At 37.5% G+C, this 24,711-nt stretch carries 22 protein-coding genes; 16 read left to right on the top strand and 6 right to left on the bottom strand.

Features of this window, described 5'->3' with window-relative positions; all coding sequences use genetic code 11:
• Positions 1 to 2 precede the first annotated feature (2 nt).
• The gene (locus K8089_RS07935) at positions 3 to 2,780 is read right to left on the bottom strand and encodes a carboxypeptidase-like regulatory domain-containing protein (protein WP_237602741.1); all 2,778 of its coding nucleotides are present in this window, start codon (positions 2,778 to 2,780) and stop codon (positions 3 to 5) included.
• A 2-nt stretch (positions 2,781 to 2,782) separates the two neighbouring features.
• Positions 2,783 to 3,511: a hypothetical protein gene (locus K8089_RS07930; RefSeq protein ID WP_237602740.1), complete on the bottom strand. Its 729-nt coding sequence runs from the start codon at positions 3,509 to 3,511 to the stop codon at positions 2,783 to 2,785.
• 224 nt (positions 3,512 to 3,735) lie between these two features.
• Here K8089_RS07930 and K8089_RS07925 point away from each other — a divergent pair, with 224 nt between their 5' ends.
• The 5 genes from K8089_RS07925 to K8089_RS07905 all read left to right on the top strand — a co-directional run bounded on the left by K8089_RS07925 (position 3,736) and on the right by K8089_RS07905 (position 8,239).
• Complete coding sequence (locus K8089_RS07925) at positions 3,736 to 4,275, top strand: DUF4142 domain-containing protein (RefSeq protein ID WP_237602739.1); 540 nt, start codon at positions 3,736 to 3,738, stop codon at positions 4,273 to 4,275.
• The gene (locus tag K8089_RS07920; RefSeq protein ID WP_237602738.1) at positions 4,275 to 4,637 is read left to right on the top strand and encodes a plastocyanin/azurin family copper-binding protein; all 363 of its coding nucleotides are present in this window, start codon (positions 4,275 to 4,277) and stop codon (positions 4,635 to 4,637) included. Before K8089_RS07925 ends, K8089_RS07920 begins: the two co-directional genes overlap by 1 nt.
• A 142-nt stretch (positions 4,638 to 4,779) precedes the next feature.
• Positions 4,780 to 5,259, top strand: a complete 480-nt coding sequence (locus K8089_RS07915; protein ID WP_237602737.1) for a hypothetical protein — start codon at positions 4,780 to 4,782, stop codon at positions 5,257 to 5,259.
• Positions 5,260 to 5,320: 61 nt separating this feature from the next.
• A complete protein-coding gene (gene arsC, locus K8089_RS07910) occupies positions 5,321 to 5,662 on the top strand; it encodes an arsenate reductase (glutaredoxin) (RefSeq protein ID WP_237602736.1) in 342 nt (113 codons plus the stop codon).
• An 84-nt stretch (positions 5,663 to 5,746) separates the two neighbouring features.
• A complete protein-coding gene (locus K8089_RS07905; RefSeq protein WP_237602735.1) occupies positions 5,747 to 8,239 on the top strand; it encodes a TonB-dependent receptor domain-containing protein in 2,493 nt (830 codons plus the stop codon).
• Between the two features lie 75 nt (positions 8,240 to 8,314).
• Here the strand turns inward: K8089_RS07905 and K8089_RS07900 are convergent, their stop codons facing one another.
• Entirely contained in the window at positions 8,315 to 8,488 is a 174-nt protein-coding gene (locus K8089_RS07900) for a hypothetical protein (RefSeq protein ID WP_237602734.1), read from the bottom strand.
• 225 nt (positions 8,489 to 8,713) lie between these two features.
• On the opposite strand from K8089_RS07900, the gene fumC reads away from it, so the two are divergent.
• Positions 8,714 to 10,099 (top strand): class II fumarate hydratase, encoded by a 1,386-nt coding sequence (fumC, locus tag K8089_RS07895; RefSeq protein WP_237602733.1) that lies wholly within the window; start codon positions 8,714 to 8,716, stop codon positions 10,097 to 10,099.
• Positions 10,100 to 10,180: 81 nt separating this feature from the next.
• Here the strand turns inward: fumC and ccsA are convergent, their stop codons facing one another.
• The 3 genes from ccsA to K8089_RS07880 all read right to left on the bottom strand — a co-directional run bounded on the left by ccsA (position 10,181) and on the right by K8089_RS07880 (position 14,135).
• Positions 10,181 to 13,372: a cytochrome c biogenesis protein CcsA gene (ccsA, locus tag K8089_RS07890; protein WP_237602732.1), complete on the bottom strand. Its 3,192-nt coding sequence runs from the start codon at positions 13,370 to 13,372 to the stop codon at positions 10,181 to 10,183.
• Positions 13,373 to 13,437: 65 nt separating this feature from the next.
• Positions 13,438 to 13,845: a group III truncated hemoglobin gene (locus tag K8089_RS07885; protein WP_237602731.1), complete on the bottom strand. Its 408-nt coding sequence runs from the start codon at positions 13,843 to 13,845 to the stop codon at positions 13,438 to 13,440.
• Positions 13,846 to 13,847: 2 nt separating this feature from the next.
• Positions 13,848 to 14,135, bottom strand: a complete 288-nt coding sequence (locus K8089_RS07880) for a hypothetical protein (RefSeq protein WP_237602730.1) — start codon at positions 14,133 to 14,135, stop codon at positions 13,848 to 13,850.
• Positions 14,136 to 14,217: 82 nt separating this feature from the next.
• Between K8089_RS07880 and K8089_RS07875 the strand changes: the two genes are divergently transcribed.
• From K8089_RS07875 to K8089_RS07830, 10 genes are all read left to right on the top strand, one after another.
• Positions 14,218 to 14,805 (top strand): Crp/Fnr family transcriptional regulator, encoded by a 588-nt coding sequence (locus tag K8089_RS07875; RefSeq protein ID WP_237602729.1) that lies wholly within the window; start codon positions 14,218 to 14,220, stop codon positions 14,803 to 14,805.
• Positions 14,806 to 14,958: 153 nt separating this feature from the next.
• On the top strand, positions 14,959 to 15,708 hold the full coding sequence (locus K8089_RS07870) for a Rossmann-like and DUF2520 domain-containing protein (RefSeq protein WP_237602728.1): 750 nt from the start codon (positions 14,959 to 14,961) through the stop codon (positions 15,706 to 15,708).
• A gap of 108 nt (positions 15,709 to 15,816) precedes the next feature.
• Positions 15,817 to 16,344, top strand: coding sequence for a KdsC family phosphatase (locus K8089_RS07865; protein WP_237602727.1), 528 nt, complete (start codon positions 15,817 to 15,819; stop codon positions 16,342 to 16,344).
• Between the two features lie 59 nt (positions 16,345 to 16,403).
• Positions 16,404 to 17,318, top strand: coding sequence for a geranylgeranylglycerol-phosphate geranylgeranyltransferase (locus tag K8089_RS07860; RefSeq protein WP_237602726.1), 915 nt, complete (start codon positions 16,404 to 16,406; stop codon positions 17,316 to 17,318).
• A gap of 63 nt (positions 17,319 to 17,381) precedes the next feature.
• Positions 17,382 to 18,056 (top strand): VOC family protein, encoded by a 675-nt coding sequence (locus K8089_RS07855; protein ID WP_237602725.1) that lies wholly within the window; start codon positions 17,382 to 17,384, stop codon positions 18,054 to 18,056.
• A 91-nt stretch (positions 18,057 to 18,147) separates the two neighbouring features.
• The gene (locus K8089_RS07850; RefSeq protein ID WP_237602724.1) at positions 18,148 to 18,735 is read left to right on the top strand and encodes a Maf family nucleotide pyrophosphatase; all 588 of its coding nucleotides are present in this window, start codon (positions 18,148 to 18,150) and stop codon (positions 18,733 to 18,735) included.
• Positions 18,736 to 18,766: 31 nt separating this feature from the next.
• Positions 18,767 to 19,702, top strand: coding sequence for a septum formation inhibitor Maf (locus K8089_RS07845; protein WP_237602723.1), 936 nt, complete (start codon positions 18,767 to 18,769; stop codon positions 19,700 to 19,702).
• 11 nt (positions 19,703 to 19,713) lie between these two features.
• Positions 19,714 to 20,277 carry a mechanosensitive ion channel domain-containing protein gene (locus K8089_RS07840; protein ID WP_237602722.1) on the top strand — a complete coding sequence of 188 codons (564 nt, stop codon included), beginning with the start codon at positions 19,714 to 19,716 and terminating at the stop codon, positions 20,275 to 20,277.
• Positions 20,278 to 20,331: 54 nt separating this feature from the next.
• Positions 20,332 to 22,824, top strand: a complete 2,493-nt coding sequence (locus tag K8089_RS07835; protein WP_237602721.1) for a PIG-L family deacetylase — start codon at positions 20,332 to 20,334, stop codon at positions 22,822 to 22,824.
• 122 nt (positions 22,825 to 22,946) lie between these two features.
• On the top strand, positions 22,947 to 24,653 hold the full coding sequence (locus tag K8089_RS07830; RefSeq protein ID WP_237602720.1) for a sodium:solute symporter: 1,707 nt from the start codon (positions 22,947 to 22,949) through the stop codon (positions 24,651 to 24,653).
• Positions 24,654 to 24,711 lie beyond the last annotated feature (58 nt).

Genomic DNA, 24,711 nt, shown 5'->3' with positions numbered 1-24,711 from the left:
TTCTAAAACTTAAAATTATAGGTTATTGTAGGAACAGGTACGGAAAATATAGAAGTTTTGTACGCTTTTATTTCTCCAGCTTCATTCACAAAAAATACGGAATATGGGTTGTTTCTTCCTAACACATTATACACCGAAATATTGATAAAACTATGCGCTAGTTTCTTCAATTTATGGCTGCCTTCAATATTAACCCCCAAGTCTAACCTGTAATAATCTGGTATTCGAAATTGATTGCGGTCGCTGTACAGCACCTGTTCTTCACCCGCAAAAACATAACGACCAATTGGATACGTAATTGGTCGTCCAGTTTGATAGGTGAAGTTTCCCGAAAAACTAAAACGCTTGGTTAGCTTGTAATTAGCCACCAACGAAAAATCATGTGGTTTATCGTAATTTGCAGGGAAAAATTCGCCGTTGTTTACGCGTTCCTGCATTAGCTGACTATCTAGTTTTACTTGCGAACGGGAATAACTGTACCCCAAATACCCATTAAATTTTCCCGCATTTTTCTTCACCAGAAATTCGATACCGTAGGCTTTTCCTTCCCCTTGTAATAATTCGGTTTCCAGTTTATCGTTTAAAATTAATTGGGCTCCAATTTTATAATCGAGCAAATCGGTCATTGTTTTATAGTATCCTTCTAAACTGAACTCTACATCTTTTCCGGGCAGGTTTTTAAAGAAGCCCAAACTGTATTGATTGGCGCGTTGTGGCGCGATGTTTAAATCGGAAAGTTTCCAAATATCTGTTGGCGATTGCGTGGTGTTTGTTGAAAGAAGATGTAAATATTGAATTGTTCTGTTAAAACCCGCCTTCACCGAAAAATCACTCCCCAATAAATAACGTGCCGAAATTCTGTATTCCGGGCCGCCGTAGGTTTCAATTACTTCGTTTTTGTCATAGGTTTTAACTTCTACAATTGAACTTTCACTTTTGGGAACACCTTCTTTGTAAACATTTTGAGTGGCTTCACCCAACGCGGCATAAAACGAATAGCGCAGCCCCACATCTAATAATAGGTTTTTATTTACTTCAAATAAATCTGAAAGATAGATGGCAGACTCCAAACCTTTTTCGCGATCTAAGGTTTTTGGTTGCACATCAGAATTTATTCCAATAGGCTCAATATCGCCCGGATCTATTGCGTACAGTTTGCTGCTCACCCCGTAACTTAGTTTGTGTTGTTTGTTTATTTTATACGATAAATTAAGCTTTGCCTGATATTCGTTGAGTTGGTAACCAAAGTCGAAATCCTGGTTGGCGTCTGCTTCATAATTAATTCCGTACTCGTATTGGCTATTCACAAAAATTACCTCTGCCCTACTTTTATCGCTAAAATTGTGACCGTATTTCAATGAAATTAAACGGTTGTTATAATCAAAAATTGAATCTGAAGTTATGCTGAAACGGTCTTTACTATAATATACGGTACCTTGAATAGAATTGTCGCTGTCTATATTATGCTTATACTTTACAATGCCATCATAAAAGGAAGCTTCACTGTTTTTTAGTTCTTCTTCGTCTAAACTTCTTAAAATCCAATCGGAATACGTAGCACGGAAACCTGCAATTACTGAGGCTTTACCTTTAACAACTGGAACTTCTACGGCAAGATTGGCGGTTATTGGCCCAACAGAACCTTCGCCTTTAAATTTTTCCATATCGCCAGATTTGGTTTCAATATCAAAAACTGAAGAAAGCCTCCCCCCGTATTCCGCAGGGATGCTGGCTTTATAGATTTCTAAACTCCCCGTAGTAAACGGATTTACTGCCGAAAAGAATCCCAAAAAATGTGAAGGATTGTAAAGCACGGCATCGTCCAACAAAATAAGGTTTTGATCCGCGCGCCCGCCACGCACGTTGAAACCGCTGGAGCCTTCACCCGCAGTTTTAATTCCTGGCATTGTGGTTGCAACTTTTAATATGTCTCGCTCCCCCAAAACCAACGGAATGGTTTTAACCGATTCAATATTAATATTTGTAACGCCCACAACTGCATCGCGAACATTGGCGTCTTTGTTAGATTTTACAACCACTTCATCTAGCGACTCTGTGTTTTCGCGCAGTTCAATATTTAAACTGCCATCGCCATACATAACTACGTCTTGACGAATACGTTCAAAACCCAAAAGATTTGTTTCTAATTTATTCAACCCGTACGGCAAGCGAATGCTGTAGCGTCCTTCGGAATCGGTTACCGCATATTTACTTCTATCTGTGGTTGAAATGGAAAGATTTTGAAGTGGCTCGCCCGTTTTCGCATTTTTAAAAACACCCGAAAGCGTGTACGTTTTGTTGGCAGCATTTGGTGTTTGTTTGCCAATAGTTACCAGCTTTCTGGTTTGAATAGCATTAGACGCGTATTCTTCCTGAAATATGGGTGCATTGTTATTGTCGTCAAATTCTTTTTCATCGGGTTTGGCTTCGTTGAAAAAATCTGTTGGCAATAGCGTGTAAACATAAGTGTTGTTCAGTAAAATCACCTTTCCATCCTTTAAAACATAGTTGATATTGGTATTGCTGAAAAGATCGTCCAACACGGTGCGAAGCGATTCGTTTTTAAAATCTTTGGTTACAAAATGTCCTTTCAGCCACGTTTCATCAAAATAGAAGGTTTTGTTTGAAAGCGTTTCCACTTTTAAAACTGCTTCCTTTAAAGGTGTGTGATTAAATGTTACCGTAATATGAGTATCGTTTTGTGCAAAAGAAACGGCGGTAGTGAACAGAAAAATTGCAATGGCAAAAAATCTATATTGTACGGAGAAATTCGACTTCAAAATTATAATTGATTTTTTTCCATTTTAGGGCCATCGAGGTATTTTACGAGATTCGCCATAAAAACATTGGGATTAGATTTGTAGCGTTTTTTATAAGTTTTATAATACGATTTTATTTCTTCTTCTTTTTGCGGAAGTATTTTCCGCATATCTCTTGGAGAGCTTACTATATTGTACTTTCCGTCGCTTTTCAAAATATAGAAATCGGCTTCAGAAAACCTGTATTGAATCCCGCTTTTTAAAGCTTTGTCCTTTTTCTTTTTTGTGTGTTTTATGTACAATTCTAAATCGTTGCCCAGAACGGCCACTTCAAAATAACCGTTTCCGGATAGGTTTAAATTGGTATCGGTAAGCCGCACAAAATGACGATTGTATATTGAAAATGAATTGACAAATTGGGGGATTAACTTCACATTAAAAATGCTCAAATTGTCCTCAGAGCGGGTTAGTAAATTATCTTCCAAAAGGTCGTATTTCAATAATACATTTACATAATATTGTCCTTTGTAGGTTACAGAACCTTTGGTGTAATCAAACGCATTAAAATAGCGGTAGCTTCCATCTGTGTTTAAAAACAAGTCTGTAAATTCGGTGCCGTTGTAAAGCCCTGTATTGTCCTGCCCCACGAGCGCATCGTACGTTTTGTAAACCCTGTCGTCTAATTGGTTTTGTGCATGTAAGCAAAATGTAAGAAAAAAAAGAAGTGTAAAAAAGGCGAATGATATCTTCAAAGTTGTAACTGTATAAAAATTTCGTTTAAAAGTAACGAAAAAAACATTTTTTAAAGGCTTTTAATAAAATGAAATTTAAATTCTAAAAAGAATAAAATAGTCTTAATTCTTCCCAATAAATAAATTGGGGTTTGCCAAAGTTTTATTAAAATCTACATGGATTGTAACCTGGGTTATGTCTTGTCATCAAATCAATAAAACATAAACCATTTAAAACAAATATCATGAAAACAATTTTAAAAATTAAAGTACTGGCCTCTTTATTCGTAATGTTATTAGTATCCACTTTTGGATTTGCACAGGACACGCCGCAACTTAACGATGCCGAAATTGCCAAAGTAGCTGTTGTTGCAAATCAAATAGACGTAGATTACGCCAAACTTGCAATGGAACGTTCTAAAAACCCCGATATACGCGAATTCGCTCAAACAATGATTGCAGATCACAACGCAATTATAGAACAAGCTGTGGCCCTAGTCACCAAACTTGGAGTTGTGCCCGAAGATAGTAAAGTAAGCGAATCATTATTACAACAAGCCGAAGCAACGACCAAAAAATTAAAAGCTGCGAAAGGCGACGCATTCGACAAAGCATACGTAGCTAACGAAGTTGCCTATCACAAAGCCGTAATTAGTGCGGTAAAAGGTCTATTGATTCCACAATCGCAAAATGCCGAATTAAAAGCATTACTTAAAGTTGCCTTGCCAATTTTAGAAACACACTTAGGGCACGCCGAAATGGCCCAAAGTAAAATCTCAAAATAATGAAAACATTTCAAAAATCAGTTGCAATATTTTCAACATTGAGCCTAGTGTTAATTGGTGTATTTGTAATTACTTCGAGTTTTAAAAGTGAAAGTGTCAATACTACTAAAGCCGTAACCCATGTTGTTACTATCCATCAAATGAAATTTGATCCGCAAAACATTGTTGTAAATAAAGGAGATATTGTAGCGTGGGTAAACAAAGATATCGTTCCGCACGATGTTACCGAGATCAATAAAAAATGGACATCGAAACCGATGAATCCAGGCGATAAGTTTTCAAAAGTAATAACAGAAGATTTCAATTATTTTTGCAGTTTACACGTTATTATGAAAGGTTCCGTAGCCGTAAAAAGTCGTTAATTGCTCCATTTTTAGTAAGGAAATTCACTGTTGTTTTATTTTTTTTTACAACAGTGAATTTTTTATTTACCAAACTTTCTAATAGCAGCAATTAGAGTTTTAATTTCTGAAAAACACTAGTATCTTTACCGCAAATAGTGTTATGAAAGCAGCCTCTTTAAAAGAAATTAAAACCGAATTAAACCACCGTTCTACTCAGGAATTGCTGGAACTTTGCCTTCGGCTTTCAAAATTTAAAAAAGAAAATAAAGAGCTCCTTACCTATTTATTGTTTGAATCTGCAAATGAAGAAGCTTTTATTGAAAGTATAAAAGCAAAGATAGACGAAGATTTTGAAGCCATAAATACCAAAACCTATTTTTACATTAAAAAAAGTGTTCGAAAAATTTTGCGAGAGATTAAAAAATTCATCCGCTATTCGCAAAACAAAGAAACCGAAGTTGAACTTTTGCTTTATTTTTGTGAAAAATTAAAAGATTTTAAACCATCAATAAACCGAAATACAACACTTACCAATATATACAACCGACAAATTGATTATATTTCAAAAAAAGTGGAAACACTTCACGAAGACTTACAGTACGACTATAAATTAGAACTCGAAGAATTATCGAAAAAGTAGCCTCTTTTTTCTTTGTTCTTTTATTCTTTTTTCTCAATTCTTCAACTTTAAACTAAAACCGATGACCACATTATACCACAACCCCCGCTGCAGCAAATCGCGTCAAGCACTTCAACTTTTGGAAGAAGAAGGCGAAACAATTGAGATTATAAAATATCTTGAAACCCCACCATCGCACCAAGAATTAAAACAGGTTATTGAGTTGCTGGGCATTAAACCCATAGCCCTAATTAGAACCAACGAAGCTGCGTGGAAAGAAAACTACAAAGGCAAAGCGCTAACCGATGATGAGCTCATAGACGCAATGATTAAATACCCAAAATTAATAGAACGACCCATTGCAATAAAAGGTACACACGCAGTTATAGGAAGACCGCCACAAAAGGTGTTGGATATTTTATAAATTGACTTCCTATATTTAACAGAAGTTTAGCAATTCCCAATTAAACCACCGCTATTTTCGCAGGTCAAAATTGCTAAAGATTATATGAAACTCAAACTATCGCTTCTATTCCTATTTGCCACGACACTACTTGTGGCTCAAAACACTCACACAAAACAAGTTACCGTAAAAGGCACCATTCTAGAAGAGGGAACCGACTATCCGCTCGAGTATTCTACCGTTTCTTTCATCAATAAAGAAGGAAAAACGGTTACTGGTGGAATTACGACTGAAGAAGGAAAATATAGTATTGACGTGCCAGAAGGAGTTTACACGGTGCGTTATGAATTTATTTCATATAAAACGAAAGAAGTTCCGAACCAAAATCTTACAAAAAATACCACCCTACCCACCGTTAAATTGGCAATAGATGCTGCAAGTTTAGACGAAGTAGTAGTGCGTGCCGAAACTACAGAAGTGCAAGTTCGGTTAGACAAAAAAATCTATAATATTGGGAAGGACCTAACCGCAGGTGGCGCCACAGTTAGTGACGCGTTAAACAACGTACCTTCGGTAACAGTAGATATTGACGGTGCAATTGCTTTGCGCGGAAATGAAAACGTGCGTATTTTAATTAATGGAAAACCATCTGCAATTGCTGGGTTTGGCTCTACAGATGCGCTTCGCCAACTTCCCGCTGAAGCCATTGAGCGCGTTGAAGTAATTACATCGCCATCGGCTCGCTACGATGCCGAAGGAACTGCAGGAATTTTAAATATTATTCTTAAAAAGGAAAAAACGCTTGGCCTAAACGGTTCTATTAGTACCAGTATTGGCGTTCCGTTAAACAGCAACGCTTCGGGAAATATTAATATCCGTACCGATAAATTTAATATTTTCAACACTACGGGTGTTTACTATCGCAACGGTCCGGGAAGAGCATTTTTCAACAATAATTATTTCCCACGTACCTTTATAGATGAAAATGGTGAAACCGTAACAGTAGATCCACAATTTGATCAAGTTATTGAACGAAGAGACTATGACAGGCAAGGAGATGGCTTTAATACCAACCTTGGAATTGAATATTTTTTAACCGATAAATCTTCATTAACTGCAAGCGGTTTCTACCGGAAAGGTGGTGGCAAAGATGTTACTACCAATAATACTTCAAACTTCAATGATAATACAATTGAAGAAACCATTTTAAGGGTTGAGAATGAGGATGAAGACGACTCAAACTATCAGTTTTCATTAAACTACGTAAACAACTTTGATGATAAAGGCCATAAATTAACTGCCGATTTACAATACGACCGCGGTAAAGATGACGAGCGTTCCTTGATTACAGAACAAAGAACCTTTCCCACTACCTTGGCGCTTTCTGCTGAAGAAATTATTGAAAAGCGCAATCAAACCGAATATTTAGCACAGGCAGACTATGTGCTTCCTATTGGTGAAAATGCACAATTTGAAGCGGGTTACCGTGGCAAATTTGAAGAATCTGAAACAGATTACACCTTATTGGAAGAAACCGGTACGTCTGGCAATTTTGTAAGAAATGACAGTCTTTCAAATATTTTCACCTACAATGAAAACGTTCACGCTTTTTATTCGCAGTATGGAAATAAATTTGGAAATTTCTCTTTCCTATTAGGGCTTCGTCTTGAAAATACCCAGCTAAAAGGAAAAGTAGACGCCGAAAATGTTTCAGAAAACACCCCTTTAAACTTAAATTTCGATAAAAATTACACGGGTTTATTTCCAACGGTAAACCTTACGTATGAAATTAAAGAAAGCGAAAACATTACTTTAGGTTACAACAGACGAATCAACAGACCACGCCACTGGTATATAAACCCTTTCCCTTCGCGTTCTAGTGAAGCAAACGTATTTCAGGGTAACCCCAATTTAGATCCCGCATACGCAAGTGCCTTTGATTTGGGTTATTTAAAACGTTGGAAAAAACTTACGTTAACCACTTCAATTTACTACCAGCACGAAACAGATGCTTTTGAAAGAGTGCAGGAAGAAACTGGCGAAGTAACCAGCAACGGAATCCCAATTATTCGAACATTGCCAATTAACCTTTCAACAAATCAACGCTATGGTTTTGAGCTAGGTTTGCTTTACAACCCTACAAAATGGCTTAACTTAAACGGAAGCTTTAACTACTTTCAGTTTAAAACCGAAGGCTTTTACAACGGCGTAGATTACGGTGCAGAAAATACCAGCTATTTTGGGCGTTTTAGCAGCAAAGTAAAACTTCCGTGGAAAGTTGAATGGCAAACCAATGCTTTTTACAGAGGGCCGTCAAACAACTCACAGACTGAAAGTGACCCAATTTTGTCATTAAATATGGCGATGAGCAAAGATATAATTAACGACAATGGCACCTTGGCATTAAACGTAAGCGATTTGCTAAACACGCGAAAAAGAAATAGCCTAACCACAACAAACACTTTTACTAGCGAAAGCGAGTTTCAATGGAGACGCCGCCAAGTAACCTTAACTTTTACGTATAGATTCAACCAGAAAAAACAACGCCAACGTCCAGACAGAGGCGGTAATTTTGATGAAGGTGGATTTGAAGGTTAACACTAGTGATTAATTGCAAACAAAAAAGGGAACCCAAATTGGTTCCCTTTTTTTATATATCATTTTATTCTGAAGTTATTCCTTCACTTCATTTTTGCGTTTTTCTTCGCGCTTCAATTTCCAGTTTTCGTAAAGAGATCCTCCAATCCAGTATGGTAGAATGCTCACTAAAAATATCATTAACCAAAACCCCATTGTAAGGATGGTAAGGAAAACAAGAAAACCTAAATATTGTTCGAATGTAAACATGTTGCAGCGTTTTTAATTGATGCCTCAAAGATAATAGGATTTTTTGAAAAACAACAAGAAAACTTTTCGATTTATTCACAACAAATAAACACCTACGCGGGTTGAACAACTTTTGGCTTTTCGTTACCTTTGTATGCAAATTTAAAAGCTACAGCTCAAGATTTTTTAAAAGGTTCCCAAGCTACGGTGAAGGAACGTTACTAATTCATAATTAATACTTTCACAATGCAATATAGAATAGAAAAAGACACTATGGGCGAGGTAAAAGTACCTGCCGATAAACTATGGGGTGCACAAACAGAACGCTCTTTCGAAAATTTTAAAATTGGTCCAAAAGCATCAATGCCGTTAGAAATCATTTACGGTTTTGCGTATCTTAAGAAAGCTGCCGCCTACACAAACTGCGAGCTTGGCGTACTTTCGGAAGAAAAAAGAGACCTGATTGCAAAGGTTTGCGACGAAATTTTAGAAGGCAAACACGACGATCAATTTCCATTGGTAATATGGCAAACCGGAAGCGGCACCCAAAGCAATATGAACGTGAATGAAGTGGTTGCAAATCGCGCGCACCAACTAGCTGGAAAAACCATTGGCGAAGGCGAAAAAACCCTTCAACCCAATGACGATGTTAACAAATCGCAGTCGTCTAACGACACGTTCCCAACGGGAATGCATATTGCAGCCTATAAAAAATTGATTGAAAACACCCTTCCCGGTGTTGAACAACTTCAAAAAACATTCGCTAAAAAAGCTGCCGATTTTAAAGATGTGGTAAAAATAGGTCGAACCCATTTTATGGATGCCACTCCCCTAACCCTTGGGCAAGAATTTAGTGGCTACGCCGCACAACTTGAGCACGGTATTAAAGCATTAAAAAACACACTTCCACATTTGGCAGAACTTGCTTTGGGCGGTACTGCGGTTGGAACTGGCTTAAACACCCCAAAAGGCTACGATGTAAAAGTTGCTGATTACATTGCGAAATTTACCGATCTACCTTTCGTAACTGCTAAAAATAAATTTGAAGCACTTGCTGCGCACGACGCTTTTGTTGAAAGTCACGGTGCTTTAAAACAACTTGCCGTTTCGTTAAATAAAATTGCGAATGATGTGCGAATGCTTGCCAGCGGCCCCAGAAGTGGTATTGGCGAAATAACCATTCCTGCCAACGAACCCGGCTCATCTATCATGCCCGGAAAAGTAAACCCAACGCAATGCGAAGCACTTACAATGGTTTGCGCACAAGTTATAGGAAACGATATGGCAATAGCAGTTGGCGGAATGCAGGGGCAATTTGAGCTAAATGTTTTTAAACCAGTAATGGCGGCAAACTTTCTTCAATCTGCACAATTGATTGGCGATGCGTGTGTTTCATTTGATGTTCACTGCGCCCAAGGTATTGAACCAAATCTTGAAGTAATAAAAAGACAATTAAACAACAGTTTAATGCTAGTAACTGCGTTAAACCCAAAAATTGGTTACTACAAAGCTGCTGAAATTGCGAACACAGCCCACAAAAACGGAACTACTTTAAAAGAAGAAGGAGTAAACCTAGGTTATCTAACTGCTGAAGAATTTGAAGAATGGGTTAAACCAGAAGATATGGTTTAAAAGTAATTCAAAATTATATAGTTGTATAAAACTGCGAAGTCGAGAATGAGTAAAGAATTCTCGACTTCGCAGTTTTTTAATTTACTTTTTTAAAGTTTTGGGTTTCTTTTTCTTCCCATAAAACTTCTTATATCTAAAATAAGACACCACACTTAAAATCACTCCAAACAGCGTAATCCACCATACAAAGGTTGGTGTAGCGGGCGCATCACCACTAGCGTAACTATGTAAGCCACTTAGGTAGAAATTCACCCCAAAGTAGGTCATCATAATAGAAGCGTAAGCAAACATCGCTAAAACGTTGAATGTCCAACGTCCGCGAAGTCCTGGTACCAATCTGGCATGGATTACAAAAGCGTAAATCATAATACTAATAAGTGCCCAGGTTTCTTTTGGATCCCAACCCCAATAACGTCCCCAGCTTTCATTGGCCCATTGCCCGCCTAAAAAGTTACCGATGGTGAGTAAAACCAAACCTACCGTCAGCGCCATTTCGGTTACAACAGTAAGCTCGCTGATGTTGATCTCCATATTTTTATAGTTGCGCTTTGTGGTAAAAATCATAAGAAACAGTGAAACTGCAGCCAAAATCATTCCCAAAGTGAAAGGGCCGTAACTCATTACAATTACCGCCACGTGTATCATCAACCAATAACTATCTAATACAGGTTGTAAGGTTGCAATAGACGGATCTAACCAGTTTTCGTGTGCAACCCAAAGAATAATAGCTCCAGCAAATGCAGTGGCAGCAACGGTTAAATCGCTTCGGCGTCCAAATGCCAGTCCAAAGAAAATGGTTGCCCAAGCCACGTAGATAACAGATTCATAAGCATCACTCCACGGGGCGTGACCACTTACATACCAGCGCAGTGCCAACCCAAGTGTCATTAATGCGAAGAAAACCCACATTATAATCTTGGAACCACTAATTAAGGTGCGAAGTATTTTTCGATCTTTAAATAGCTGCATCACGATGAAGAGCATCATCAAAATTCCAAATACTGCAAAATATTTATAAAGCCTATTAAAAATGTCTGCTTGGTTGTAAAGAGTTTCTGCGCGAAGTTTATTTTCCGAAGGCATTACTTCGGCTCCGTATTTTTTCTGAAAATTGGTAACGCTTTCCAACAAATCGTTTGCCTGATTGTAATCGCCTGTCTCTCTGGCTTTTTTCAAACTGTCAAAATACAACGGAAGAATATTCCTCGCATATAGCGAATCCATTCCTTTTAAATTGGCTTCTCCCAATTCGGGGTACGAAACCCACTTGTTCCCTGGGTCGTTAGGTATGGGGAATATTTTCAGAATACTTCCACTTAAGGCTGCATTCAACAGTGAAAAGTTTTCGTGCGCGCGAATAAAATCTTTTTGAAATTGATTTGGCGTATTGGTGCGTGTTGCAGCAGACAAATAAGGCTCCAATTTGTAATTTCCTTTTTCGTCAAAAAGATCGAGCAAAGCAATATCTTTCTGACCTTCGGGAACACCCGCAACGTGACGAATACTGTCGTTGCCCCGTTTAAGCGCAATTAACGGTACTTCAACCCAAAGTCGTGGAAACTCCGTCATTGAAATAAAAACTTGGTTTGCATCCAAACCCTGGTAGGTTTCGTGTCTGCTTATTTTTCGCAAAAGCTCGCTGGCAAAGGTGTTTACAGGCTTCATTCGCCCGTTATCTTGAATAATTAAATGCCCAAACTTGGCGGCGTGCTCTTTACTAACTGCATTGGCCTTAATTAAAGAATCAATTTGATGCTTCGGAACTACCGTGTGCGCTGAAGGCTCGTGTTGCTGTGCAAATCCTGTAAACGATAAAAGTAAAACCAGAATGGTAATCATATTTTTCTTTTTTCGCTTTATTCTATTTAAAATCTCCTCCAATTTTCCAAAGCGACTGTGCTTACTAAAAAGAATAGCCATCAAACCAAGATACAGTAAAAAATAACCGATGTAGGTTATCCAAGTGCCCCACCAATCGTGGTTTACAGAGAGGATTGTTCCGCCCTCATCGGGGTCAAAACCAGACTGAAAAAAGCGATACCCTTGATGGTCCAACACATTATTCATAAAAATTTCGGCATCAAAATGAGTTTTATCTTCGTTAATAACGGTCACTTTACTTTTAAATGAAGAATAACCTTTTTCGGTACCTGGGTATTTATCGGCGATAAAATCGTTCAAGGTAATACTGAAAGGCAATGCTATGCTTTCAGAACCATAGCTTGTATATACTTTTAAGCCTGCAATTTCTGTTTCCACAGGATTTGGGGCAGTACCTTTTCCGCCGAGCATAGAAACTGTTTTTGTTTCCCCGCCAGCAGATACTTCAACAATAAGTGCGTCTTGGTGACTCGGCTGATCTGCTGCGGCTTTTACAACTCCAAATTCTCCTTTGGTAATAGGTTCTGGCGCAACAAATGAAATCCCGGCAAGTCTATAAAGTGAGCGTAAATTGAAAGGCTGCACACTATCTGAAAGAACTTCGCCTTCCATTTGGTCTGCCATACGCATATAATTACCTTCAAAAGGACTTGAAATCGTGTAATTTCCATCTTCGGAATACGTAATGTTAATTGCTCCGTCTGTTGGTTTATTGATTGCAAAAAGAATATTGTGAATGTTTGAAACCTCTCCAACTTTTACCCAATGATCGTGGCGTTCACCTTCACCTGCTTCAACAATTTTTAAGTACTCTTCTCCGTTTTCATTTGGTGTTAATCCTTCGGTCGCCCCACTAATAAAATCTTTAAATTTAATAGTTACCGGTTCGCCATTATAGTCGGTTTTAATTGTAAAATCGTTGTTTAACTTTTCTGAAAGTCGAAGTTTTTTGGGTTTAACTTTTCTTCGTTGTGCAACGCCATCAATCATATAATCTCCGTCAATAAAAACGTCGAGGTAAGTTTGCTCTGAAAGAATTGTATTTTCTGTTTGGCCTTCGCGTATGTGCATTACACCTTCAAAACCAATATATCTAGTAACGAATGCGCCAAAAATCACTAAAATAAATGCAAGATGCAGCATTAATGAAGCCCACATTTTGCGTTTGTGAAGATTGTATCTAAAAATGTTTCCCACAAAATTTATTACAAAAAGCGCCATAATGGCCTCAAACCACCAAGCGTTATAAATAAGTTCTCGTGTATAGGGTGTTGGCGGACTCTGTGAATCTGCATCCATAAATGTTCCAGCGGCCATTGCGGCGGCATAAACAATAAATAAAACAGCGGTGAGTCTAGTAGAGAAAAGAACGGAGGCAATCTTTTTTTGCATTACAGGAAATTTTGGCGCAAAAATAAGGAATTAGACCCATTTGGACTACTGAAATGTGTTAACTATTATTCTTCTTTCTTTGCTTCTCTATTTCTAGCGTTAAAAATATTCAAATGAATAAAAGTTCCCATATTTCTGGCACGATTTATCGCAATCTGTGCAGTTTCGCCTTCAAAAAGCTCGTTAATAGTTTCTAACCAAAGATTAATCCAAACACCAAAATGAAGTTCATTAATGGTATGGTTCATTTTATGATCAACTACAACATGGGCGTGTAACGGATTTCCATAATACTTTCTTGCGTACAGTAAATTGGTTTCCCAAAAATCGGTTAGGAGCTCTAAATGCGTATCCCAATCGGTGATAATTCGGTTGAAAATAGGCCCGAGAAGCGCGTCTTTCCTAACTTTTGAATAGAACGTATTTACTAGTAAAGACACATCTTCTCGGGACTCTATTTTCTTTTTGCTCATTTTTATAATAAGGTTATTAATATCAACAATAAATTTACCACTAAACTAACAATAAGTAACCAGAAAGCAAATTTTCTATTTGAACCCGCTAGCAAAGCTGCGTTATAACCCATGCACAATGCTACACACAATGTAAGCTCAATACCTGATATTAAACTAGTTCCTTGTGCCAAAATGGCCATAGCAGCAATAGAACCAATGCAGCTATTTAAAATTATGCTCAAAGGTACATACATGTAATAATCGTGTTCAAATTGTTGTTGCCAATGTTTTAAAGAAAGGGTTTTCATAATATGAATAGGGTTTTGATTTTTTAAAATGTAAATTTACAACACCAATGAACCCCTATTTTATGAGGCTAATCATAAACCTATGATCCCAGAAAATTTACTCTTAGACTACAATGCAACCCTTGAAAATATAGATGCTGCTGAAGTAATACTTCACGAAAAAAAACGTGCCCATTTCTATTTTCAGATTAAAACTGGTGAAGTAAAAATGTATAATTTGAACGATCAAGGAAAAGAATTTGTACAAGGTATTTTTTACAAAGGCGAAAGTTTTGGCGAACCGCCTTTGTTTGGCGATTTTAAATATCCAGCTTCGGCAGCTGCAGTAAAACCCACGGAGCTTTACAAATTAAGCAAAACAAATTTATTTGAACTCCTAACCCACAATCCTGAAGTAAATTTAAAATTTACCAAAGCCATGGCGAAACGACTTTTTTATAAAGCCACTATTCTAAAGGAAATTTCGGTGCATACACCCGAACATCGCATTTTGGCGCTTATAGATTTACTAAAAAAGAAATATGGTTCCGAAGCACTTTTTCAAGTGGAATTAACACGACAGCAAATTGCAGATTTAACCGGTCTGCGGGTAGAAACCGTAATTCGCGCAATTAAGCAACTGGAACAAGACGGCGAACTAAAATTGATAAAACACAAGGTTTTCCGTTGAAAAACCACAAAGAATTATTGAGAACAGCCCAAAGTAAAAAGTCGAGATTGATAAAATCATCTTTTTTCTTTCTTCTTTCATCTTTACTCTTTTTTCCATCTTCTTTCCTCCTTTTTCCCCCACCATTCTACTAAAAAAAGTTAACTTCGTATTATGATAAAAGTGGTTCTATTAGGATTTGGCAACGTAAACCATCATTTACTTAACGCTTTATATAAAAGTGATAAAGTTTCTGTTACACAGGTCTTTAATCGAAACTATATTAAAATGATTTCTCCTTTTGAGAATATTCCCTTTACCGATGATATTTCAAAAATCGTCAATGCCGATATTTATATAATCGGAATTCCTGACGATGCTATTGCTAGTTTTTCGGAAAGCTTACCATTTCAAAATAAATTAGTTGTGCACACTTCCGGTGGCGCAGCAATGAACGTACTTTCCTCAAAAAACACGCGCGGAATATTTTATCCGTTACAAACATTTTCAAAACAACGCCCTGTAAATTTCGTAAACATTCCTATTTGTATTGAAGCCGAAAACCCAAAAGATTTGGAGCTATTGCAAAGTTTGGGAGCAGCTATTTCGGAAAATGTGGTTGAAATTTCTTCGGAACAAAGAGCGAAGCTACATTTAGCCGCGGTTTTTGTGAATAATTTCGTGAACTATTTATACAAAGTTGGAAACGAGATTTTAGAAGAAAATAACTTGCCTTTTGAGCTGTTGAAGCCGCTTATTGCCGAAACCGCTTCAAAAATAGAAACTCTTTCACCGGAAGAAGCACAAACCGGCCCCGCAAAAAGAAACGATAATAAAACAATTGAAAAACATTTACATTTACTGGAAAATAGTGACTTTAAAGCGTTTTACGAATTATTTACAAAAGCTTTAAAAAAAGAATGAAAACACGCTACGAACTCACGAGCATACTGCAAGGTTTTATTGCGAAACACCAAGCAATTGCCTTGTTGGTATTAACCAATCAGTAAATTCATAAAAAACAATGCGAAAATGAGCTATAAAGAATATTTAAAACACATTACAACTTTCATTTTTGATATTGATGGCGTTTTAACCGACGGCACCATACAAGTAAACACCCAAGGCGAGATGTTCCGTACTATGAATATCAAAGACGGTTACGGACTTAAAACCGCAGTTGAGCAGGGGTACCACGTTTGCGTTATTTCTGGCGGTACGAATGAAGGCGTACGAGTTCGACTTCAAAATTTGGGAATAAAAGATATTTTTTTGGGAGCGCATCATAAAACTAAAGTTCTGGAGGAATACTTAAATTCCAATAATATAAAACGTGAAAACACCCTGTATATGGGCGACGATTTGCCCGATTTTGAAATTATGCAAGAGGTTGGCCTTCCTACTTGTCCGCAGGATGCCGTACCCGAAATTAAAACAATCTCTAAATACGTTTCACATAAAAAAGGCGGCAAGGGCTGCGTTCGCGATGTGATTGAGCAAGTCCTGAAAGTTCAGGGAAAGTGGATGGTTACAAATGGCGTAAGTGCAAAATATGACTAAAATTGAAACCGAAACTGAAATCGAAACCGCACTCCAAGATTAATATTGAATTTTAAGTTTTGAAATACCTAAACCTCATTCGTTACCAAAATCTGCTATTTATAGCTTTGGTACAGGGTTTTATAAAACACGGGCTTTTCAAACCTTTTGGTGCCGCAACAGTTTTAGACGCTTTCAACTTTACACTGCTTGTGTTTGCAACTCTTTGCATAGCCGCCGCCGGCAACATTATCAACGATATTTACGATGTAGAAATTGATAAAATTAACAAACCCAATAAAGTATTAATTGGCAAAAAAATTTCCGAAAGAAACGCCAATCAACTTTTTATCATCTTAAATATAACGGGAGTTGCAATAGGTTTTTATCTTTCAAATAGGATACAGCAACCCAGTTTTGCAGCGCTATTCGTCGCCATTTCCGCGCTGCTCTATTTGTACGCTACTTACTTAAAAGGAATATTGCTTTTAGGGAATATTACAATTTCAATTTTGGTGGCGATGAGCCTAATAATAGTGCCAATTTTCGATTTACTTCCCGCGATTACACAACACAACCAAACTATACAATCCACAGTTTTTACAATTGTTTTGCATTATGCGCTGTTCGCGTTTTTCATTAATTTAATTCGTGAAATAGTAAAAGATCTTCAAGATATTAACGGCGACAAAAAAGGCGGGAAAAACACCTTAGCCATTGCCATAGGCAGAAAACGAACAATTACAATAGTTTTTATTTTAGGAGTTCTTTTGGTTTTCGGCATTGTGTTCTATATGTATGAAAATTTGTACAACACGCAAATACTTTTATTGTATTTTCTATTTGCCATCGTGGGTCCGCTACTCTATTTTTGCATAAAAGCCTGGGATGCCGAAACACCAAAACAATACACATTCCTTTCAATTCTCTTAAAAATTAGTATGTTTTTAGGAATATGTTCCATCCCATTGTTTCAATTTGTAATTCTGAAATAAATAGGAAACAGCTAGCCGTTATATGCAAAATCCCACAGCTAGTCATCAATTAAACTGTTTGTAATGAAAATTAAGGAACTCACTCTTCACACCTCTCAAATAGCGCTACAAAAGAAATTTTACGGCGAGGTGCTGGGTTTGAAAATTTTCCGCGACGACGAAAATGAAATTTCTTTCAAAGCAGGAAACTCTATTCTCAATTTTTTAAATAAAGAAATATCGCAGCCGTACCATTTTGCTTTCAACATTCCTTCAAATAAAGTAAATGATGCCTTAAATTGGCTTAAAAAACGAGTGGAAATTCAAAAAGATGGAAAAGCTGAAATCGTGGATTTTCCCGCTTGGAACGCCGAATCGATCTATTTTTACGACGCGGATAAAAACATTTTAGAATTCATTGCAAGAAAGAATTTGAACAACAATTCGCAAAAACCTTTTAGCTCGGAAGACATTTTGGAAATTTCAGAAATAGGGCTGGCAACAACCAATTTTAAAGAGAAATACAGTTTTTTAACTTCGACGCTCGGGCTCGAAAAATTTGGAGGTGGATTGGAAGTTTTTAGCGCAATAGGCTCAGAACACGGGCTTTTTATTTTAATTGATAAAACGCGTAAAGATTGGTTTCCTACGAACGACAAAGCATTTTCAGCAGAATTTCTCGCAACTATTGAGGCCAATGAAAAAGTAACGCGCGTTGAATATAAAAACGAAACAATTATTTTTGAACATATAACTTGAGCGAAACCGAAAATACTACAGCTGCAACTTTCAGATTTTGCATCTTTGTGAAATTATTCAAATTGAAAAACCACAAATTTAAACAGCCAAAATGCTTCGCGAAAAACTAAAAAACTACAACATCATCCTCGCTTCCGGTTCGCCGCGAAGACAATATTTTTTTAAGGAATTGAATTTAGATTTCACCATTCAAGTAAAAGAGGTTGAAGAAACGTATCCTGAAAATTTAAAACGCTCACAAATAACCGATTGTCTCTCGCAACTTAAAGCTTCGGTTTTTAGCAACTTGGCAGAAAACGACATTTTAATTACAAGCGATACCATTGTTTGGCAGGGCGATAAAGCCCTCGGAAAACCAAAATCTTTTGAAGAAGCAAACCAAATGCTTCAAAAGTTGAGCGGGCAAATGCACGAGGTTATCACTTCGGTATGTTTTACTTCAAAAAACTTTCAGAAAACGGTGAACGACCTTACAAAAGTGTGGGTCAAACCGCTTACCGAAGAAGAAATTGATTTCTATATAAAAACATATAAACCCTTTGATAAAGCCGGAAGCTACGGCATTCAGGAGTGGATTGGTTATATTGGAATAGACAAAATTGAAGGTTGTTATTTTAATGTAATGGGCTTGCCAACACGACTTGTTTACAAAACGTTAACCGAGATTGCCACCGGTTGAAATTGTGTATTTTTGTATAAAACGCTTCACCATGAAATTTTTTAAAACTTGCACTCTTTTCGCTGTAATAATTCTACTTGGAAGTTGTAATTCTTCCGAAGAAAAAAATGGTTTGCAAAAGATTTCAAATAAAAAGGCTGCTTCTAAAATCGTGGAACCGAGAACGGTTTCTGAAGAGTTTAAAGATTATTGGTACAGCGGAACTGCCGAAATTACTTCGTATAGTTTAATGCAGGAACGTTACGGTGAAATTCGCGAAGGCACGGCCGTAAATATCTTTGTTACCGAAGATTTTCTGCCGGATGCGCAGGTAAAAGCCAACAATGCTTCCGACGAAAATATTTCAGTTTTAAAGCTAAATCAAATGAAAAGTTTTAATACTGGCATTTATCCATATTCAATAATGACCAGTACTTTCAGCCCTATTTCGATAAAAGAACACCCGTTAAAAATTACGAATAGCGTGCAGGAATGGTGTGGGCAAGTGTATATGCAGCTCAACAATCGAAATGATTTCGAAATTGAAAGTCATTCCTATTTTCAAGATGAAGCCGATCAAAAACTATCGTTGCCAAAAACCTATTTAGAAAACGAAATTTGGAACCTCATCCGCATCAACCCCGAAGAATTACCAACCGGCGATATTATGATTATTCCTTCCTTTGAATATTTACGACTTCGGCATAAAGAAATTAAGCAACACAACGCTTTTGCAAGTTTAAAGCAAGGCGATTCCATAACCATTTACACCGTTAATTATCCAACTTTGCAGCGTCAGTTGATGTTGTTTTTCAACAGTACTTTTCCGTATGAAATTGAAAAATGGGAAGAAGTTAATGCCGCCGACCAAAACGATACGCTTCGACTAAAAACCACGGCGACAAAATTAAAGCGAATTAAAAGTGATTATTGGACAAAAAATAAAAATGAGCACTTTGGATTACGCGATTCCCTAGACCTAAAATAACAAAAATTGAAATGATAAATTTAAGAGAATTTTACCCAGAACTTATTGAATCTATCGTCCTGATAGCAGTATTGATGTTGTTGCGATTAATACTAAAAAGAACAGTGCGAAACTTTGCCAAACGAATAGAAAGGCTGGAACACCGCACAGGACTTATCATGAAACACGTAGATTTTGCAGTTTTCATTTTAATTGTTTTGGGGTTAATTATTATTTGGGGAGTCGATTTTGAAAATCTGGGGCTTGTTATGTCGTCTGTTTTTGCGGTAATCGGTATCGCCTTTTTTGCACAATGGTCTATACTTAGCAACATAACGAGTGGGGTAATTATGTTTTTCACCTTCCCCTATAGAATTGGCGATTACATAAAAATTCACGATAAAGAAGCGCCGTTGGAAGGTTTAATTGAAGATATAAAAACCTTTCATATTATACTTCACACCGCCAATAATGAAATAATTACCTACCCCAATAGTATGATGCTCCAAAAAGGTGTGAGTATTATAAAACCCGAAGAATTTTATGAACAACAACACGAGCACGATAAAAATAAGGAAGTACTGCCCCACGATTAATTTTTACAAATAAGTATCTTTGAAAAGTTTCGAATAAATCAGCACGCTACTTTTATGCACAAATCGTTTTTCTTCCGTCTTCTATTTTTATTTATCACAATAGCCGCAACTGCCCAAACCCCAAAAAAACCTACGGCTTCCGAAATTTATCACAACCTTCAAAAACTCAATTTTTTGGGTTCTGCACTGTATATTGCCGCGCACCCCGACGACGAAAACACGCGGCTTATCTCCTATTTAGTTAATGATGTACACGCAAACACCGCTTACTTGTCTATTACACGCGGCGACGGCGGACAAAACTTAATTGGTCCAGAATTGCGCGAACTTTTGGGTGTAATTCGCACTCAAGAATTGCTCGCCGCTCGTAAAACCGACGGCGGACAACAGTTTTTTACCCGCGCGAATGATTTTGGTTACAGTAAAAACCCCGACGAAACCTTTGAGTTTTGGACCAAAGAAGATGTTCTCAGCGATGTGGTAATGACCATTAGAAAATTTAAGCCAGACATTATTGTAAACCGTTTTGACCATCGCAGCCCGGGTAGTACACACGGGCATCACACGGCTTCGGCTATGCTTAGTTTAGAGGCTTTTGATGCTGTGAACGATGCTTCAAAATTCCCCAAATCTGCCGAAAAATATGGCGTTTGGAAACCGCAACGACTGTTTTTTAATACTTCGTGGTGGTTTTACGGTAGTCAGGAAAAGTTTGACAATGCCGATAAATCGAAAATGGTTTCGGTGGAAACAGGCAACTATTTCCCTGCCCTGGGATTATCAAATGGTGAAATTGCTTCCTTAAGTCGCAGTATGCACAAATCGCAAGGTTTTGGCAGCACGGGTTCACGCGGAACTGAAACGGAGTATTTAGAGTTGTTGAAAGGCAGCAAACCTGCAGATAACAATCTTTATGAAGGAATTAACACAAACTGGTCAAGACTTGAAGGCGGAACTGAAATTGGTGCAGTTTTGAATCCGTTGGAAGCAAATTTCAACTTTAAAAATCCTTCGGAAATGTTGCCACAGCTGCTAAAAGCATATCCGTTAATTTCAAAATTAAAAGATAGTCATTGGCGAAATATAAAGCTCAAACAGTTAAAAGAACTTATTTTAGATTGCGGAGGCATCTTTATTGAAGCTGCTTCCGAAGTAAATTCAATAAACCCGAACGAAAATTTCAAAGTAAATCTTGAAGCCATCAATCGCGGGGAAAGTGACGTTTCGTTGCAATCCGTAAAAAATACTGACGACGAAATTCTTTGGAATGCTTCGGAAAAACTTCTTTTTAATGAAAAGAAAAACATTGAAATAACTGTTAATTCCGGAAAACACAATCCGTCTTTTTCTTCGCCCTATTGGTTAAATGACAAAGGTTCGGTGGGCATGTACGTTGCGCCGGACGAATTAATCGGCTTGCCCGAAACTCCGGTTTTAGAGAAACTGGTTATTGAACTAAAATTTGGAAATGTAACAATTCCTTTCACAAAAAATATAATTTATAAATTCAACGATCCCGTAAAAGGCGAAGTGTATCGCCCGCTGGAAATTTTACCCGAAGTTACGACTTCATTGCCCGAAAAAGTACTAATTTTTGCAAACGATAGTGCCGAAAATGTATCGGTAATTGTACGCGCCGGAAAGGACAAAATTTCTGGCAATGTGAGTTTACAACATCCCGAAGGCTGGAAAGTAGAACCTGCACAGCAAGCATTTCAACTTAACAGAAACGGAGAGTCTAAATCCTTCAGTTTTACCGTAACACCGCCAAAAGGCCAAAGCGAAGGTTATTTAAAAACAATTGTAAACGCTGACGGAAAAACATTTGATAAAGAACTGGTAACCATCAATTACGAACATATTCCGTATCAAAGCGTTCTGTTGCCCTCCGAAGCGAAAGTTGCTAAAATAAACATCCAGAAAAAGGGTGAAAATATAGGCTACATAAACGGCGCCGGCGATGCAATTCCTGAAAGTTTAAAGCAAATTGGGTACTCGGTAACAACCATTGATCCTTCAAATATTTCAGTGGAAAATCTTCAGGGTTTTGATGCAATTGTTGTTGGAATAAGAGCTTACAACACCGTTGCGGAACTCGCCTTTGTACAACCAATATTGAATAAATACGTTGAAAATGGCGGTACCATGATTGTACAATACAATACGAGTCGCGGTTTGGTTTCCGAAAATATTGCACCTTATAAATTAAAACTTTCGCGAGATCGCGTTACCGATGAATTTTCAGAAGTAGAAATTCTGGCACCGGAAAATCCGTTGTTAAATTCACCAAACAAAATTACGCAAAAAGACTTTGAAGGTTGGGTGCAAGAGCGCGGATTATACTTTCCGGACGCATGGGCAAAAGAATTCACTCCAATTTTAGGAATGCACGACAAAGGCGAAGTCCAAACAAAAGGTTCTCTTTTAGTGGCCAAATACGGAAAAGGATACTATATTTATACAGGATTGAGCTTTTTCCGCGAACTCCCCGCAGGCGTTCCCGGAGCTTACAGATTGTTTGCGAATATACTTTCAATTGGAAAATAATTCAAAAAATCGTGACTGAAGAAAAACAAAAATTTACTTGGAAATGGAGCTACACAATAGTGCTGCTAATGAATGCCGTTTATATTTATTTGTTTTATTTATTAATGCAAAACTTCGTTTAAATGCAGCAGATTGACTGGATTGTTTTAATCGGGACACTTTTATTTATCGTGCTTTACGGCACTTGGAAATCACGTCAACAAAAAGACGTAGGCGATTATCTTAAAGGTGGAAGCACGGCGCATTGGTGGACTATCGGGTTGAGCGTAATGGCAACGCAAGCCAGCGCAATTACCTTTCTCTCTACCCCTGGACAGGCGTTTCACGACGGAATGGGCTTTGTTCAATTCTACTTTGGTTTGCCAATTGCAATGGTAATAATCTGTTTGGTTTTTATTCCTATTTATCACAAACTCAACGTTTACACAGCCTACGAATATTTAGAAAGTAGATTCGATAAAAAAACACGAACCTTAACGGCTATTTTGTTTTTAATCCAGCGCGGTCTCGCTTGCGGAATCACCATTTTTGCACCTTCCATTATTCTTTCGGCAGTGCTTGGATGGAATTTAATTTATTTGAATATCATCATAGGTGTACTTGTAATAATATACACAGTAAGCGGCGGCACAAAGGCCGTAAGCGTTACCCAAAAGCAACAAATGGCGGTAATATTTTTCGGAATGTTTATCGCTTTTCTCTTAATTTTAAATTATTTGCCGCTCGATATTTCCTTCACCAAAGCCCTTGAAATTGCAGGTGCAAACGGAAAAATGGACATCCTCGATTTCTCCTTTGATTTTGACAACCGTTATACCTTTTGGAGCGGAATAATTGGCGGAACATTCTTAGCGCTCTCCTACTTCGGGACAGATCAAAGCCAAGTGCAACGCTACCTTTCGGGAAGAAGCGTAAAGCAAAGCCAAATGGGTTTAATAATGAATGGTTTGCTAAAAGTACCGATGCAATTCTTTATATTATTGGTGGGAATAATGGTATTCGTTTTTTATCAATTCAATAGCTCTCCGCTTCACTTTAACCCTTCGGCGGTAAATGATGTTAAAAATTCTGAATACGCTGGCGAATACAAAGCTTTAGAGGTGAAAAAGGATGCGCTGGACGAAAAACTTGCTTCGGCCCAACTTAGTTATGCCCAAGCGCAATCCGACCTTGAAAAACAAGGCATTGCAAAAGAAATTAAAAGCTTGAACGAAAACGAACAACAGCTGCGCGATCAGACTGTTTCAATGATAAAAAAGGCAAATCCGAATGCGGAAACCAACGATAAAGATTACGTTTTTATTCATTTTATATTAGAAAATCTACCCCGCGGTTTGATTGGATTGCTTTTAGCCGTAATTTTAAGTGCGGCAATGTCTTCCACAGCTTCAGAATTAAATGCTTTGGGAAGCACAACCACCATAGATTTGTATAAAAGAAACGTCCCCGGTAAACGCGAAAAACACTACGTAGCAGCCTCGCGAGGTTTCACGCTTTTATGGGGCGTTATTGCAATTGGCGTGGCTTGTACGGCAAATTTATTCGACAATCTTATTCAGCTTGTAAACATTATTGGTTCTATTTTTTACGGGAACGTTTTAGGAATATTTCTACTCGCGTTTTTTATAAAATACGTGCGAAGCAAAGCCGTTTTTATTGCAGCATTAATTACCCAAATTATCATTATTTATTTCTGGTATATAGATTTAATGCCTTATCTGTGGCTTAATTTAGTGGGTTGTGCAATTGTTATGGCACTTGCAATCTTGCTGCAGCTAACACTACCAAATAATAAAAACAGGGAAGATTTAGCTTTAAAAGAAGCTTAAAAATTTCTTTGAATACAGTATTTAAAAAGAATGAATTGAGGAAACATCCCTGCCTACT

This window comes from Aequorivita vitellina (assembly GCF_022008365.1).
GTDB classification, from domain to species: Bacteria; Bacteroidota; Bacteroidia; order Flavobacteriales; family Flavobacteriaceae; genus Aequorivita; species Aequorivita vitellina.
The sequence above is the reverse complement of the archived record's forward strand: the minus strand, read 5'-3'. Positions and strand labels throughout refer to the sequence as shown.

What these genes read in the sequence shown, in the direction of transcription:
- K8089_RS07925 (WP_237602739.1), top strand. Translation starts at nt 3,736, where the DNA reads ATGAAAACAATTTTAAAAATTAAAGTACTGGCCTCTTTATTCGTAATG.
- K8089_RS07920 (WP_237602738.1), top strand. Translation starts at nt 4,275, where the DNA reads ATGAAAACATTTCAAAAATCAGTTGCAATATTTTCAACATTGAGCCTA.
- K8089_RS07915 (WP_237602737.1), top strand. Translation starts at nt 4,780, where the DNA reads ATGAAAGCAGCCTCTTTAAAAGAAATTAAAACCGAATTAAACCACCGT.
- arsC (WP_237602736.1), top strand. Translation starts at nt 5,321, where the DNA reads ATGACCACATTATACCACAACCCCCGCTGCAGCAAATCGCGTCAAGCA.
- K8089_RS07905 (WP_237602735.1), top strand. Translation starts at nt 5,747, where the DNA reads ATGAAACTCAAACTATCGCTTCTATTCCTATTTGCCACGACACTACTT.
- K8089_RS07900 (WP_237602734.1), bottom strand. Translation starts at nt 8,488, where the DNA reads ATGTTTACATTCGAACAATATTTAGGTTTTCTTGTTTTCCTTACCATC.
- fumC (WP_237602733.1), top strand. Translation starts at nt 8,714, where the DNA reads ATGCAATATAGAATAGAAAAAGACACTATGGGCGAGGTAAAAGTACCT.
- ccsA (WP_237602732.1), bottom strand. Translation starts at nt 13,372, where the DNA reads ATGCAAAAAAAGATTGCCTCCGTTCTTTTCTCTACTAGACTCACCGCT.
- K8089_RS07885 (WP_237602731.1), bottom strand. Translation starts at nt 13,845, where the DNA reads ATGAGCAAAAAGAAAATAGAGTCCCGAGAAGATGTGTCTTTACTAGTA.
- K8089_RS07880 (WP_237602730.1), bottom strand. Translation starts at nt 14,135, where the DNA reads ATGAAAACCCTTTCTTTAAAACATTGGCAACAACAATTTGAACACGAT.
- K8089_RS07875 (WP_237602729.1), top strand. Translation starts at nt 14,218, where the DNA reads ATGATCCCAGAAAATTTACTCTTAGACTACAATGCAACCCTTGAAAAT.
- K8089_RS07870 (WP_237602728.1), top strand. Translation starts at nt 14,959, where the DNA reads ATGATAAAAGTGGTTCTATTAGGATTTGGCAACGTAAACCATCATTTA.
- K8089_RS07865 (WP_237602727.1), top strand. Translation starts at nt 15,817, where the DNA reads ATGAGCTATAAAGAATATTTAAAACACATTACAACTTTCATTTTTGAT.
- K8089_RS07855 (WP_237602725.1), top strand. Translation starts at nt 17,382, where the DNA reads ATGAAAATTAAGGAACTCACTCTTCACACCTCTCAAATAGCGCTACAA.
- K8089_RS07850 (WP_237602724.1), top strand. Translation starts at nt 18,148, where the DNA reads ATGCTTCGCGAAAAACTAAAAAACTACAACATCATCCTCGCTTCCGGT.
- K8089_RS07845 (WP_237602723.1), top strand. Translation starts at nt 18,767, where the DNA reads ATGAAATTTTTTAAAACTTGCACTCTTTTCGCTGTAATAATTCTACTT.
- K8089_RS07840 (WP_237602722.1), top strand. Translation starts at nt 19,714, where the DNA reads ATGATAAATTTAAGAGAATTTTACCCAGAACTTATTGAATCTATCGTC.
- K8089_RS07835 (WP_237602721.1), top strand. Translation starts at nt 20,332, where the DNA reads ATGCACAAATCGTTTTTCTTCCGTCTTCTATTTTTATTTATCACAATA.
- K8089_RS07830 (WP_237602720.1), top strand. Translation starts at nt 22,947, where the DNA reads ATGCAGCAGATTGACTGGATTGTTTTAATCGGGACACTTTTATTTATC.